The following is a 14373-nucleotide window of genomic DNA, read 5'->3' on the forward strand; positions in this document are numbered from 1 at the left end:
TGATGCTCTGGGTGTCTTTCATCCCATTGATATTTGCCGTGACGGCGCTGGCGGCAGCGTCCATGCGCCGGACCAGAGATGCCGCCAGAGTGGAAGCGTAGTCAAGATGGAGGCCGCCGAACAGCCGTCTGCAATGAGCGTGATTGTTGCGTGGGTCGTGGTATCTATGTTCGTTGCGTCGCTTGCAGTGGGGTCTCAAGCATGGGCACAGGAAAGGAAGCCGCGGTCCCCGCCAGCCGCCGCGTCCAGTACACAGCAGGGTGATGAACATACCGTGCTGCGCTTGGGAATCCTCGCCTACATGGGCGAGGAACCCGCCTCGGAAGAATGGCGGGACCTGCAACGCTATCTTGAAGACGCCCTGCCGCAGTATCGACACGAAATTCTCTATGGCGATCTGGACACTTTGCGCGGCGCCGTGGCGGACGGCAGACTCGACTTCGTGCTGACCAATCCTGGCCAGTACGTGGAGCTGGAAGCCGATCACGGCATAGGCCGCATTGCCACCCTGGAACACGGGCATCTTCCGGCATCGAATATCGCGGTGGGTGCCGCTGTCGTGGCGCTGCGGGACCGACGCGGACTGGAAACGCTGGATGACCTGCGCGGCAGGGTATTGGCCGCGACGGCTGAAGATGCCTTCGGCGGTTATCAGACCGTCTGGCGCGAACTGGCTGATTTGGGCATGGAGCCGTCCCGGGATCTCGATGCCTTGAAGTTCACCGGCTTTCCCATGCAGAAAGTGCTGGACGCGCTGAACGAGGGGCAGGCCGATGCGGGTGTGGTCCGCGCCTGCCTGATGGAAAATCAGCCTGACTGGCAGACACGCTACAAAGTATTGTCAGGACGCTATGAGCCAGCGCTGGGTTGCATGATATCCACCCGCCTTTATCCCAATTGGCCCTTCGCCAGCCTGCGTGACACGCCGCCGACCATGGCTCGCCAAGTGGCAATCGCGCTGCTGCGCATGGACGCCGATACCCATGGCATGAGCTGGGGCGTGCCTGCCGATTATCAGGTGGTGCACGATGTCTTCCGGGAATTGCAGATCGGCCCCTACGCGTATCTGCGTGGTACAACGCTGAGCGGCCTGGTCCGGCAATACTGGCAGTTCGGCATGTTGCTGCTGTTGGGGCTATTTTTCTGGGGGCTGTATACCGCCCGCACGGAATATCTGGTGCGCACCCGCACAGCAGCTCTGGAACAGGCGTTGCGCGATCGTGAAGCGCTCGAGCAGCGCATGCGCGCCGGCCAGGAACAGGCGGACCACCTGGCACGCCTCTCGGTGCTGGGGGAGATTTCCAGCACGCTGGCCCATGAGCTCAGCCAGCCGCTGGCGGGCGTGAGCAACTATGCGCAAAGCCTGTTGAGGCGCCTGGAAAACGGGCGGCTCACGGATGACGCTGTACGGGAGGCTTCGACAAGCATCGTGACCCTGTCCGATTCCGCCGCCGGGATTCTGAAGCGCATCAAAGGCTTTGCCCGCAAGCGGCCCGGCATGCGGGACTGGCTGGTCTTGCGTCATCTGGTGGATGAAACCGTGGCATTATTCCAGGGCATGCAAGTGCAGGTCCCTGGAATCCAGGTCGTGGATAAGCTGGCGCCAGGCAGCAAGGTCAAGGCCGACGCCTTGCAGATCCAGCAGGTGTTGTTGAATTTCTTCAAGAATGCTCAGGACGCCATGCGGGCCTTGCCGCCAGATCAACAACGTATCACCCTTGTGCTCAGGCAAGAGCAAGGCTGGGTCTGGCTGCATGTGAGAGACTTCGGCACCGGCATGGAAGACGCAGCGCTTGCACATTTGTTCGAGCCGTTTTATACGACCAGGGAAGACGGCCTCGGGCTGGGGCTTTCCATCTGCAAAGGTATTGTGGAAGCCCATGGTGGCCAGTTGCTGGGCAGCCGCGCCGACCGTGAACCGACGGACGCCGATCTTCCCCGGGGTCCCGGGATGATTTTTTCTCTGAGCCTGCCTTTACATGAACATGACGCAAAACTTGGCCATCTATCTGCTGGATGACGACGCCGCCTTCCGGCGTTCGGTCGTTTTCCTGCTGGAATCGGTCGGCTGTACGGTAGTGGAGTATGAAAGCGCAGAGGCCTTTCTCGCCGAACATGAAGATGAAGGCCCGCCCGCCGACATGGGCTGTCTGCTGCTGGATATCCGCATGCCATCCATGAGCGGCTTGGCCTTGCAGCAGCTTCTGCTGGGCAGGGGGTGGGAAAGCGCCATCGTTTTCATGACCGGCCATGGCGATGTGGAAATGGCCGTGCAGGCCATGAAGTCCGGCGCCTGCGATTTTCTTGAAAAGCCCTTCAAGGACCAGGCCCTGCTCGACGCCGTCGACCAGGCCGTGCGCCGTACCCGCGACCGCCAACGCGAAAACTCCCGCCAGTCGGAAGCACAAGCGCGGCTGGAACGCCTGTCGCCGCGGGAGCGCGAAGTGGCGCGCCTGGTGGCGCTGGGCAGCCCCAACAAGGTGGTGGCGCACAAACTGGGCATCAGCGAAAAAACCGTGCATGTTCACCGCCAGCACATCATGGAGAAGGCCCGGGTCGGCAACGCGACGGAACTGACCCGGCTCATGCTGGCGGCGGACCCCGACTCTCTGGCTTGAACCAAGCCGGGACGGGATGCAGCGCATCAGAGAGGGCGCCCTTCGGCAAATCCTGCCCAACATAGGCATGATTGGTCGGGATACATAGGTACTTTCATCTATCGCGCTCGCCGATATGCCAATAGGCAAGCCCGCGGGATCTTCTTATCCTGCAGACATGACTGTTTGCAAGAGTTGAATCCCGATGAAACCTGCCGCCCCCTCCGTACAAGGCGATGCCCCAGCATCCCTCCCATGCCAGAGCAAGCGCGGCTTTCTCAAAGAGCTGCTTGGCGTTGGCGCCGCCGCCACCGTCATACCCATCATGCCCGTACAGGCGGCCATGGGCGATCAGCCGCCGCGTCGGCCCGGCATTCCCGGCAAGCGCTACGGCATGTTGGTCGACCTGCGAAAATGCATAGGCTGTCAAGCCTGTACGGTGAGCTGCTCGGTGGAAAACCAGCCCCCCATCGGCCAATTCCGCACCACCGTCCTGCAGTACGAAATCGATAAGGACGATGGCAGCGCGCCGGCCATGGTCAGCCTGCCGCGCCTTTGCAACCACTGTGACAACCCGCCTTGTGTGCCAGTATGCCCCGTCCAGGCCACCTTCCAGCGGGAAGACGGCATCGTGCTGGTGGACAATGAGCGTTGCGTGGCCTGTGGCTATTGCGTGCAGGCTTGCCCCTACGATGCGCGCTTCATCAATCATGAAACCCAGACTGCCGACAAATGCACGTTCTGCGAGCACAGGCTGGAGGCCGGCCTGTTGCCCGCCTGTGTGGAAAGCTGTGTGGGCGGTGCACGGGTAATCGGCGATCTGCTGGACGAGAACAGCGAAATCAATCGCCAGATGGAAACGAACAAAGACGACATAAAAGTGCTCAAGCCGGGCATGAACACTTCGCCACGTGTGTTCTACATCGGCCTGCCCGATGAGTTCGTAGATGGTGTGGACGGACAAGCCAGCGTACGCCTGGTCGACACGCTTTGAAGGAGGCAGTCATCATGCAGATCATAGAATTGCTGACCCCGCACTACGAGGCCGCCTGGCTCCCCTGGGCGGTGCAATATTTCTTCCTGGTGGGCATGTCCACCGGCGCCGCGCTGATGGCGGCCTGGGGAGTCTGGTCGCGGCCGGAGAGCGCGGCAGGCAAGGCATTGCCACTGATCATCGTGCTCTTGCTGGTCACGGTGGTCACCGCGCCGGTGTCCTTGCTGGCCGACCTGCATCAGCCAGCGCGTTTCTGGCATTTCTATGCGCATTTCACGCCATGGTCCTGGATGTCGATGGGGGCGGTGTTGCTGCCCTTGTTCGTCACGCTGTCGCTGGGGCTGTGCCTGGCCTGGTGGCTGGGGTCCAGGCGCTGGATGCGTTTTTTGGCTGTGCCGCTGGTGATATCAGCCGCCAGCATCGTGGTGTATACGGGTGCGGAAATTGCCGTGGTAAGGGCGCGTCTGCTCTGGAACAACCCATGGGTGCCGGTGAATCTAGCGTTGACGGCGTGGCTGGCGGCGGTGGGCGCGGCACTGTTGTTGACGCTGTGGGTGCCCGCCGGGCGTGACGTGGCCGTGCGTGCCTGGCTCGGCAAGCTGGGGCTTTTCATGAGCCTGGCCCTGCTGGCTGTGGCTTCCGTCTGGATGGCCAGCGGCTATGTCATGCAGACGCCCTCGTTCCGCGAAGCGCTTGAGCTTTACACGAATTTCCCTATCTGGCGCATCAGCCTGTGGTTGTCGGTGGCGCTGGGGGCGATCGTGCTAGCCATGTGGCTGCGCCCGGGCTGGTGGCTGGAATCAAAAGCCATGCTGGTCCTGCTGGGCGTAGCGGCGTGCGCTGCAGCCTGGGGCTTTCGCTGGGCGCTCTTCATGGGAGTGCAGGGCGTACCCAAATATGGCGCCGGGTTGTACGTCTATTCCATCCCCCTGGGGGGTGACGGGCTCATGGGCATTATCGGAGTCTTCGGATTGTGCGTCGCCGTGCTGACGGCAGTGCTGTGGGCGCTGGAACATAAAGAGCGAGTGTTGTCATGAGTGATCAAAAGAAACCATCCGCCCCCAACACCTTGCGCCGCAACCTGTTGCGCAGCGGCCTGATCGCAGGTGGCTCCGCCGCCTTCGCCGCCGGCTATGGTGAAACCCTGGTGCGCGGCGCCAGGGGCCTGATCTCGGGAACCGCCGGGGCACCGACCGCCGATGCGGTGCGCGGCAATTCGCTGCAGCCGGAATTCCGCATCGACCCGGCCACCGGCCTGCTGGAGACCCAGCCCGGGCAGGTAGTCAGTCCTTCAAGCTGCCTGGGCTGCTGGACGCAATGCGGCGTGCGGGTGCGGGTGGATACCGCCACAAACCGCATCATCCGTATCGCCGGCAACCCCTATCACCCGCTGGCCACCACCAATCATGCGCCCATGGACAAGCCGGTGCGTGAAGTCTATGCCATGCTGGGCGGCGACAACGGTCTGGAAGGACGCGCCACGTCCTGCGCACGCGGATCCGCGATGATGGAGCATCAGACCGCGCCGCATCGGGTACTGCAACCGCTCAAGCGGGTCGGCACGCGCGGCTCCGGCCAATGGCAGACGATTTCCTTTGAACAGCTGATTGAGGAAATCTGCGAAGGCGGCGATCTTTTCGGGGAAGGGCATGTCGACGGCCTGCGCGCCGTGCGCGACGTGGAGAGCCTGATCGATCCCGATAATCCGGAATATGGTCCGAAGTCGAATCAGTTGCTCGTCACGGATTCGGCCAACGAAGGCCGCACGCCGCTGATCAACCGTTTTGCGCATCAAGCGTTCGGCACGGTCAACGTCAGCAATCACGGGTCGTATTGCGGGCAATCCTACCGGGTCGGCACCGGCGCCGCGCTGGGCGACCTGGTGTCCATGCCTCACGGCAAGCCCGACTGGCAGAACTCGCGCTTCGGTCTGTTCATCGGCACAGCCCCGGCGCAGTCCGGCAACCCCTTCCAGCGCATGGGCCGCGAGCTGGCCGAGGCGCGTTCGCGCAATGAGAATACCTACCGATACGTGGTTGTCTCACCTATTTTGCCCATGTCCTCCAGCCATGCGGCAGGCGCCAACAACCGTTGGCTACCGGTCAGGCCCGGCACCGACCTGGCCCTGGTGATGGGCATGATCCGCTGGATCCTCGAAAACGAGCGCTACGACGCCAAGTTCCTGTCGCAGCCGGGCCCGGCTGCCATGGAAGCAGCCGGCGAAGCCTGGTGGAGCAACGCCACCCATCTGCTCATCAACGATCCCGATCACCCCAGCTATGGCCGTTTCCTGCGCGGTGCCGACCTCGGCTGGCCGCTGCCCCAAGCGGCTGATGGCAAGACGCCCGCTCAAGACGTTTATGTGGTGCAACTAGCCGACGGCAGCCTGGCGCCGCACACCACCGCTCGGCCGGCGGAGCTTTTCGTGTCCCGCATTGTGGACACGGTCGGAAAAGAACGCAGCGACGGCGGTGAACTCAAGGTCTGTTCGTCGCTGTTCAAGCTGCGAGCAGAAGCGCGGCGCATGACGATGGAAGCGTATTCCGCTCAGTGCGGCGTGCCGGTACAGGATATCGAAGGCCTGGCCAGAGAATTCACCAGCCACGGCAAAAAGGCGGTCGCCAACTCGCACGGCGGCACCATGAGCGGCGCGGGCTTCTACACCACTTTCGCAATTGCCACGCTCAACAATCTGATCGGAAATCTAAATGTGAAGGGCGGTTGGGTCATGGACGCCGGCCCTTTCGGGCCTTTTGGCCCCGGGCCACGCTACAACTTCGCACAGTTCAAGGGCGCGGTGAAGGCGCATGGCGTAGCGCTGTCGCGCAACCGGTTCCCTTACGAACGCACGAGCGAATTCAAACGCAAGCAGGAGGCCGGGCAGGATCCTTATCCGGCCAGGGCGCCCTGGTACCCGGCCGTGGGCGGCCTTAGCAGCGAAATGCTGGCCGCCGGCCTGCTGGGCTACCCCTACCCGATCAAGGCCTGGATCAACCACATGAGCAACCCCATCTATGCCATGTGCGGTTTCGAGAACACGCTGGCTGATGCGCTGAAGGATCCGGCCAAACTGCCGCTGTTCATCTCGGTGGACCCGTTCATCAATGAGACCTCGGCGCTGGCCGACTACATCGTGCCGGATACGGTGACCTATGAGAGCTGGGGCATCGGCGCACCGTGGGCCGACGTGATCGCCAAAAGCTCCACCGTGCGCTGGCCCACCGTCGAACCCGCTACGGCAAAGACTGCCGACGGCGAGCATATCCGCTTCGAAACCTTGCTGTTCGCCATTGCCAAACAAATCGGCCTGCCCGGCTTCGGCAAGAACGCCATGTCCACCCGTGACGGCGAGCCACTGGACCTGGAAAGCCCGGAAGACTTTTATGTGCGCGCCGTCTGCAATATTGCCTACCAGGCCGGCAAGCCGGTGGGCGAAGCATCAGACGACGACATCGCCATTACCGGCCTGACGCGGTGGATGCCTACGATTGCCGAACGCCTCAAGCCCGAAGAAGTGCGCCGGGTCGCCATGGTCATGAGCCGGGGCGGGCGTTTCGACCGCATTGAAAATGCATGGGACGGCGACAGGCTGAAGGTGAAGCCCAAGGCTCCCATCAATTTCTGGAATGAAAGCGTCGCCGCCATGCGTCACTCCATGACGGGCGAACGGCTGGTCGGTTGCCCCACCTGGTATCCCACGCGCTTTGCCGACGGCAGCGCCATGCGGGATCATTTCCCTGAAAAAGATTGGCCGCTGACCATGAGCTCATACAAGTCCAACCTGATGAGCAGCATGTCGATTGCCGCTTCCAGGCTGCGTCAGGTTCATCCCCACAACCCCATTTCCCTGAGCAAGGAAGACGCACAGGCGCTGGGTATCGCCAACGGTGACCGTATCCGGGTCAGCACGCCGGGCGGGTCGGTCGAAGGCGTGGCGCTGGTGCGCGCCGGTATTCAGCAGGGCGCCATTGCCATCGAGCACGGCTACGGACACAAGCAGCTGGGGGCAGCGCCGCAATGGGTGGATGGCCAGCCTACCGCACACAACCCCAAGCATGGCAGCGGGGTCAATCTGAATGCCCTGGGCTTTGCCGACCCGACCCGCCCCGAGAAGGATAATATCTGGGTGGACTGGGTATCGGGCGCCGCCGTGCGCCAGGCCTTACCGGCCAGGGTGGTGAAAATAACCTGACGCCCGGCTTCTTCAGCACTTTCTTAATACTGACTCAATCGCACTGACGTATCGTGCGCAATGACGCATCCAAAAGGGTGCGTCATTGCATATGTGCATGCGTCTTTGGCGCAAGAGCCCCGAGACCGCATGCTGACGCTAATCTCATGTTATGCCGGTCGCCGCATCAGCACCGACGAAATAGGGAGAACGCCCTGGGCAGCCCAAGCCGCTGGCTGCTGATAAAACGATTTGCCGAAGTCACCGGCTGCATGTGGCACACCCCTGGATAACGTACAGGCCCTTTGCAAAAAAACACTCAATGAGTGTATCATGGCAACTCACCATTGATCCGTCGCCAAGCGTATGGCGCTTAGGCGATCCCCATAGAGCCATGACCCACGCCAAGCCGTGCAGCCCACCTCCCGAAGCGATTCGCCACGCACGCCAGGCGGCCAGCCTGACTCAAACGGAAGCGGCAAGAACCGTCAGCGTATCCATGCGTGCATGGCAACAGTGGGAGTCGGGTGAGCGCGCCATGCCGCCGGGGCTTTTTGAGCTTTTCATGCTCAAGACCCGGCAATGGCCTTTGGACAATAAACCCACGGCGAATCAACCAACAGGAGCAGCGTGATGGCAGCTGAAGGAGCGGCCAGGCACCGCAACATGCCGGAATCTGACGGCACGCGGCAACCTGGTCTTCATCGCCAATCAAATGGGCCACAATGATTACTCCATGCTCGTGCAAAAGTATGGTCGTTGGGCGGGCTCAGAGCTCCCCAGCGAACTGGAGCGCATCTGGGGGAGCATGCAGAACATGCGTCAAATGGTCCTAAATTTGCCCCAGGAAAACAGCGAAGAAACCATAACCAGTTGATTTTTATGAATAAAGACGATCTATCTTCGCACACGCCGATGATGCAGCAATATCTCCGCCTGAAAGCGGAGGCCGGCTCGCATCTGCTGTTCTACCGCATGGGCGACTTCTATGAAATGTTCTACGAAGACGCCGAGCGCGGCGCCCGCCTGCTGAACCTGACCCTGACCAAGCGCGGCGCGTCGAACGGTGCGCCCATCCCCATGGCGGGCGTTCCTTTTCACGCGATGGAGGGCTATCTGGCGCGGCTGGTGGCGCTGGGCGAGTCCGTGGCCATCTGCGAACAGGTGGGGGATCCGGGCGCCGCCAAGGGGCCGGTGGAGCGCAAGATCGTCCGCATCGTCACCCCGGGCACGCTTACCGACGAGGCCCTGCTGCCGGCCAAGGCCGACCGCATGATCGCCGCGGTCTGGTCGCAGCGCATTCAGCGCAGCGAACGCAGCGCAATCGCCTGGATGAATCTGGCCAACGGCGATTTCAGGGTGTGCGAATGCGCGCCCGGCATGCTGCAGACGGAATTGCATCGGATCAATCCGGCGGAGCTGCTGTGCGCGGAAAGCGCGCGGCTCGACGCCTTGCCCGGCATTGCGATGAGCCGGGTGCCCGACTGGCATTTCGAGAACGACGGCGCGCGCGACGTTCTGCACCGGCATTTCATGGTGGATACGCTGGCAAGCTTCGGCCTGGACGACCTGCCCGCCGCCGTGTGCGCGGCGGGCGCGCTGCTGCGCTACGTCAGCCGCACCCAGACGCAATCACTGTCCCACATCCAGGCCATACGCGTCGACCATTCCGGCGAATACATCGTGCTGGATCCGGTGACCCGCAAGAATCTGGAGCTGACCGAAACCATCAGCGGCGAAGACAGCCCCACGCTGTTTTCCACGCTGGACCACTGCGCCACGCCCATGGGCAGCCGGCTCCTGCGGCGCTGGCTGCACCACCCGCTGCGCGACGATGCGCGCGCGCTTGCGCGCCAGCAGGCCATCAGCGCCCTGCTTTCGGCGCCGCCGGGCGATCACGGCCTGAGCGCCCGCGACCCGCTGGACGAGCTGCGCGCACTGCTCGAACGCTATCCCGACCTGGAGCGCATCGCCACCCGCATTTCGCTGCGCTCCGTGCGCCCCCGTGAACTGGCCAGCCTGCGCGAGGCGCTTGCGCTGCTGCCCGACATCGCCCGGCACATCGAGCAGTCCTTCGCGCCGCAATCCCGCCTGTCCGACTTCGCGCGGGACATCCGGATCGACCCGGGCATCGCCGCGCTTTTGCACCGCGCCATTGACCCCGAGCCGGCGCAGCTGGTGCGCGAAGGCGGCGTCATCGCCGCCGGCTACGACGAAGAACTCGACGAGCTCCGGCGCCTGGCGAGCGACAGCGGCGAATTCCTGATCCAGCTCGAGGCGCGCGAGCGCGAGCGCACCGGCATCGCCAATTTGCGCGTCGAGTTCAATCGCGTGCATGGCTTCTTCATCGAGGTCACCCGCGGCCAGACGGACAAGGTGCCCGCCGACTATCGCCGCCGCCAGACCTTGAAGAACGCGGAACGCTACATCACGCCGGAGCTGAAGGCCTGGGAAGACAAAGTGCTGTCGGCGAAAGACCGCAGCCTGAGCCGCGAAAAATGGCTGTTCGACACGCTGCTCGAAGACATGGCGGAACATGCGCAGGCCTTGTCGCGCTGCGCGGGTGCCCTGGCCGAAATCGACGTCCTGGCGGCGCTTGCCGACCATGCCCGGAACAACGACTGGAACGCGCCCACGCTGGCCGGCGGCAGCGAGCTGCTGATCGAAGCCGGACGGCACCCGGTGGTGGAGCGCAGCATCGAGCAATTCACGCCCAACGATTGCGAACTCGGCCCGCAGCGGCGGATGCTGCTCATCACCGGGCCGAACATGGGCGGCAAGTCGACCTATATGCGGCAGGTGGCGCTGATTGCGCTGCTGGCCCGCATCGGCAGCTTCGTCCCGGCGCGCTCCGCGCGCATCGGCCGGCTCGATCGCATCTTCACCCGCATCGGGGCGGCCGACGACCTGGCGGGCGGGCGTTCCACCTTCATGATGGAAATGACCGAGGCCTCGGCCATCCTGGCCGCCGCCACGCCGCAAAGCCTGGTGCTCATGGACGAAATAGGGCGCGGCACCTCCACCTATGACGGCCTGGCGCTGGCCTGGGCGATTGCGCATCGGCTGCTCACCCACAACCAGGCGCTCACCCTGTTCGCCACCCATTACTTCGAGATCACGCGGCTTCCGGCCGAAGCGCCCGCCGCCGCCAACGTGCACCTGGCGGCCGCCGAATCGTCTTCAGGCATCGTCTTCCTCCATCAGGTGCAGCCGGGCCCGGCCAGCCGCAGCTACGGCATCCAGGTGGCGCAGCGCGCGGGCATTCCCGCGGCGGTGATCCGCCACGCGAGCCGCGAACTGGCCCGCCTTGAAGCCCAGGGCGCGCCCACGCCTCAGCTCGACTTGTTCTCCAACGCCGACCCGGACGACGACGCCGAAGACGCGCCGCCGTCCGGCGCCTCGACTCCAGCCGCCGCGGCCCTGCTGGAAGCGCTGGAATCCATAGACCCCGACCAGCTCACGCCGCGCGAGGCGCTGGACACACTTTACCGCCTGAGAAACGAATACCTATGAACGTCGAGCAAGCCCTGCCCCTGCTGGGCGGATTGAGCCCCAGCGAATTCATGCGCCGCCACTGGCAGCGCAAGCCCCTGCTCATCCGCCAGGCCATACCGGATTTCAAGCCTTCGCTGTCCATTGCGGACATCCGCCGGCTGGTCAAGCGCGAGGAAGTCGAGTCCCGCCTGATCTGGCGCGACGAAAAGGGCTGGAACATGAAGACGGGGCCGTTCTCGCGGCTGCCGCCCCAGAAGCAGGCCGGCTGGACCGCGCTGGCCCAGAGCGTGGACCTGCACGACGACGCCACGGCCGAACTCCTGCGGCGGTTCCGCTTCATATCGGATGCGCGCCTGGATGACGCCATGATCAGCATTGCCGGCGACGGGGGCGGCGTCGGCCCGCACTTCGACAGCTACGACGTCTTCCTGCTGCAGGCGCATGGCAAGCGCCGCTGGCGCATCAGCCGGCAGAAAGACCTGACGCTGATTCCCGGGCTGCCGCTCAAGATTCTGCAGGACTTCCAGCCCGAAGAGGAATACGTGCTGGAGCCGGGCGATATGCTGTATCTTCCCCCGCATGCGGCCCATGACGGCATCGCGATCGGCGATTGCATGACGATATCCATCGGCTTTCGCGCGCCGACCGAAGCCGCCCTGGCCTGCGGCATGCTGGAAGCGGCCAACGATCAGGTCATGGCGAACCTGGGCGATGTCGGCGGCTTCTACGCGGCGCCCGCCATACCGGGCCCGGTCCTGTCGGCCACCTACAAGGACGTCGGCGTCCCCGCGACCGAAACGCCCGCCGCCCTGCCGCAAGGCCTGATCGACGCCGCGCTCGATGCGGTACGCAAGCTGCGGTTCGACGAAGCCCTCGCCGCGCGCTTTCTGGGCCAGTGGCTGACCGACCTTCCTGAAAACGCCTACTTCGAGCCCTCGGGCGACGGCATGGACCTCGCGCGGGAGTTCCCCCGGACAGGCAGCCTGGTGCTGGATCGATGCACGAAAATGATGTACTGGGGCAAGGCCCTTTACATCAACGGGGAAGTCGCGCCCGTGAACGCCGGCCGGCTGCTGCGCCAATTGGCGGACCAGCGCCGGCTGCCCTGCTCGCCGGGCGTTTCCAGAGGGCTCAAGCAGCAAGAGCTCGCCCTTCTGACCGAAGGCCTGGAGGACGGCTGGCTGCACTATGCGCCATAGGCGGGCTTATGAGTCCAGCGCATTACCAAATAAGCTATATAGTCATAAGCAAGCAATCGTTCCCGCGAGCCGGCGGCGTCCATAGAATGAAAAGACGTTTTTCTTCCGTGAGCGCGCTATGCCGGCCCCCACCTACCTTCCCGAATCCAAGCACCATCTCGTCACCGAACTGGCGGACGGCCTGGAGTCCGCCGCCCTGACCTGGCTTTCCGGCTACTTCGCCGGCGTTGCGCAAGGCAGGCAGCTGCCGCGCGCCGAGCCGGCTCTTGTCCCGGCCGCCGTGGACACATCCGCGCAAAAGCGGCTGACCATTCTCTACGGCAGCCAGACCGGCAATGCCAAGCGCGTCGCCGAATCGCTGGCCGAGCAGGTGGCGGCGTCCGGGCTCGACTACCGGCTCGTCCGCGCAGACGGCTATGCGACCCGGGAACTCAAGGACGAACACCTGCTCTACCTCGTGATCAGCACTCAGGGCGACGGCGAGGCGCCGGACGACTCCCTGGCGTTCGTCGAGTTCCTGAACAGCCGCCGGGCGCCCAAGCTGCCCCAGCTGCAATACGCCGTGCTGGGCCTGGGCGACTCGAGCTACCCTTTGTTCTGCGGCATCGCCCAGAGCATAGACGCCCGGCTGGCGGAACTGGGCGCCCGCCGCTTGCAGGACACGGGCACGGCCGACCTGGACATCGAAACCATCGCCGGCCCATGGCGCGAACAAGCGGTCCTGCAGGCGCGCGAAGTGCTGAAGAAGCCGGCCGCCAAGGGCGCGAGCATCACGCCCCTGCACCCGAAGACCGGCAAGGTGACGCGCGAGCGCCCGTTTGCGGCGGAGCTGCTTCTGAACCAGGCCATCACGGGCCGGGGCGGCGCCAAGGACGTGCGCCATCTGGAGCTCTCGCTGGAAGGCAGCCATGTGCGCTACCAGCCCGGAGACGCCCTGGGCGTATGGCCGGTGCAATCGCCGCTGCTGGTCGACCGCATCGTATCGCTGCTGGGACTGGATGCGGATGAAGCGGTGGAACACCAGCAGGCCACCCGCCCGCTGCGCGAGTGGCTGTCGCGCCACCGCGAACTCACTGTCCTGACCCGGCCTTTTCTGACCGCCCACGCCGAACGCTCGGGCAGCGGCGAATTGCAGGCGCTGCTGCTGCCCGACGCCCAGGAATCCCTGAAGCGATTGCTGGCAAACCAACAGCTGGCCGACATCCTGGAAAGCCATCCCGCCCCATGGACGGCGAGCGAGCTGGTAGCCGCGCTGCGCCCCATCAGCCCGCGCATGTACTCGATCGCATCCAGCCAGGCCGCCGTCGGCGAGGAAGTGCACCTGACTCTCGCCAACGTCGCCTACGAGACCGCGACCGGGCCGCGCTGGGGCGCCGCCTCGAATTTCCTGAGCAATCTGCGGGAAGGCGAGCGGGTGGATGTCTTCGTTGAAGAGAACACGCGCTTCCGGCTGCCGTCGGATCCCGCGCGCGACATCATCATGATCGGGCCGGGCACCGGCATTGCGCCCTTCCGCGCCTTCGTCCAGGAACGCAGCGCCGCCGGCGCCACGGGGCGCAATTGGCTCTTCTTCGGCAACCCGCATTTCGCAACGGACTTCCTGTACCAGACCGAATGGCAGCAGGCCTTGAAGAGCGGCCGGCTGCACCGGCTGGACGTCGCTTTCTCGCGCGATCAGGCGGAGAAGGTCTACGTGCAGCACAAGCTCAAAGAGCGCGCCGCCGAGGTCTACGCCTGGATACAGGGCGGCGCGCATGTCTATGTATGCGGCGATGCGAATCGCATGGCGCGCGACGTTCAGCAGGCGCTGCTGGACATCGCGCAGCAGGAAGGCGGCATGGAAGCGGCGCAGGCCAAAGCATGGCTGGACGCCCTGGCCGCCCAGGGGCGCTACGCCCGAGACGTATATTGAACAGG

Annotated in this window: 9 protein-coding genes; all 9 read left to right on the forward strand. The window is 64.2% G+C overall.

The window, feature by feature from the left end:
- Positions 1-106: 106 nt before the first annotated feature.
- Positions 107-2020 carry a sensor histidine kinase gene (locus H0A72_RS08490; protein ID WP_218953233.1) on the forward strand — a complete coding sequence of 638 codons (1914 nt, stop codon included), beginning with the start codon at positions 107-109 and terminating at the stop codon, positions 2018-2020.
- On the forward strand, positions 1980-2618 hold the full coding sequence (locus H0A72_RS08495; protein WP_180154645.1) for a response regulator transcription factor: 639 nt from the start codon (positions 1980-1982) through the stop codon (positions 2616-2618). The genes H0A72_RS08490 and H0A72_RS08495 overlap by 41 nt, the downstream gene beginning before the upstream one ends.
- A gap of 184 nt (positions 2619-2802) precedes the next feature.
- Complete coding sequence (dsrO, locus tag H0A72_RS08500; RefSeq protein WP_180154646.1) at positions 2803-3591, forward strand: sulfate reduction electron transfer complex DsrMKJOP subunit DsrO; 789 nt, start codon at positions 2803-2805, stop codon at positions 3589-3591.
- Between the two features lie 14 nt (positions 3592-3605).
- Complete coding sequence (gene nrfD, locus H0A72_RS08505) at positions 3606-4628, forward strand: NrfD/PsrC family molybdoenzyme membrane anchor subunit (protein WP_180154647.1); 1023 nt, start codon at positions 3606-3608, stop codon at positions 4626-4628.
- Positions 4625-7783, forward strand: coding sequence for a tetrathionate reductase subunit A (locus tag H0A72_RS08510; protein WP_180154648.1), 3159 nt, complete (start codon positions 4625-4627; stop codon positions 7781-7783). The genes nrfD and H0A72_RS08510 overlap by 4 nt, the downstream gene beginning before the upstream one ends.
- Before the next feature lie 373 nt (positions 7784-8156).
- Positions 8157-8396, forward strand: coding sequence for a helix-turn-helix domain-containing protein (locus tag H0A72_RS08515; protein WP_180154649.1), 240 nt, complete (start codon positions 8157-8159; stop codon positions 8394-8396).
- Between the two features lie 248 nt (positions 8397-8644).
- A complete protein-coding gene (gene mutS / locus H0A72_RS08520) occupies positions 8645-11275 on the forward strand; it encodes a DNA mismatch repair protein MutS (RefSeq protein ID WP_246436901.1) in 2631 nt (876 codons plus the stop codon).
- Positions 11272-12456: a cupin domain-containing protein gene (locus H0A72_RS08525; protein WP_180154650.1), complete on the forward strand. Its 1185-nt coding sequence runs from the start codon at positions 11272-11274 to the stop codon at positions 12454-12456. The genes mutS and H0A72_RS08525 overlap by 4 nt, the downstream gene beginning before the upstream one ends.
- 118 nt (positions 12457-12574) lie before the next feature.
- Positions 12575-14368, forward strand: coding sequence for an assimilatory sulfite reductase (NADPH) flavoprotein subunit (locus tag H0A72_RS08530; protein ID WP_180154651.1), 1794 nt, complete (start codon positions 12575-12577; stop codon positions 14366-14368).
- The last annotated feature ends 5 nt before the right edge of the window (positions 14369-14373 follow it).

The sequence above is a fragment of the Parapusillimonas granuli genome, from assembly GCF_013416525.1.
GTDB lineage: Bacteria > Pseudomonadota > Gammaproteobacteria > Burkholderiales > Burkholderiaceae_B > Parapusillimonas > Parapusillimonas granuli.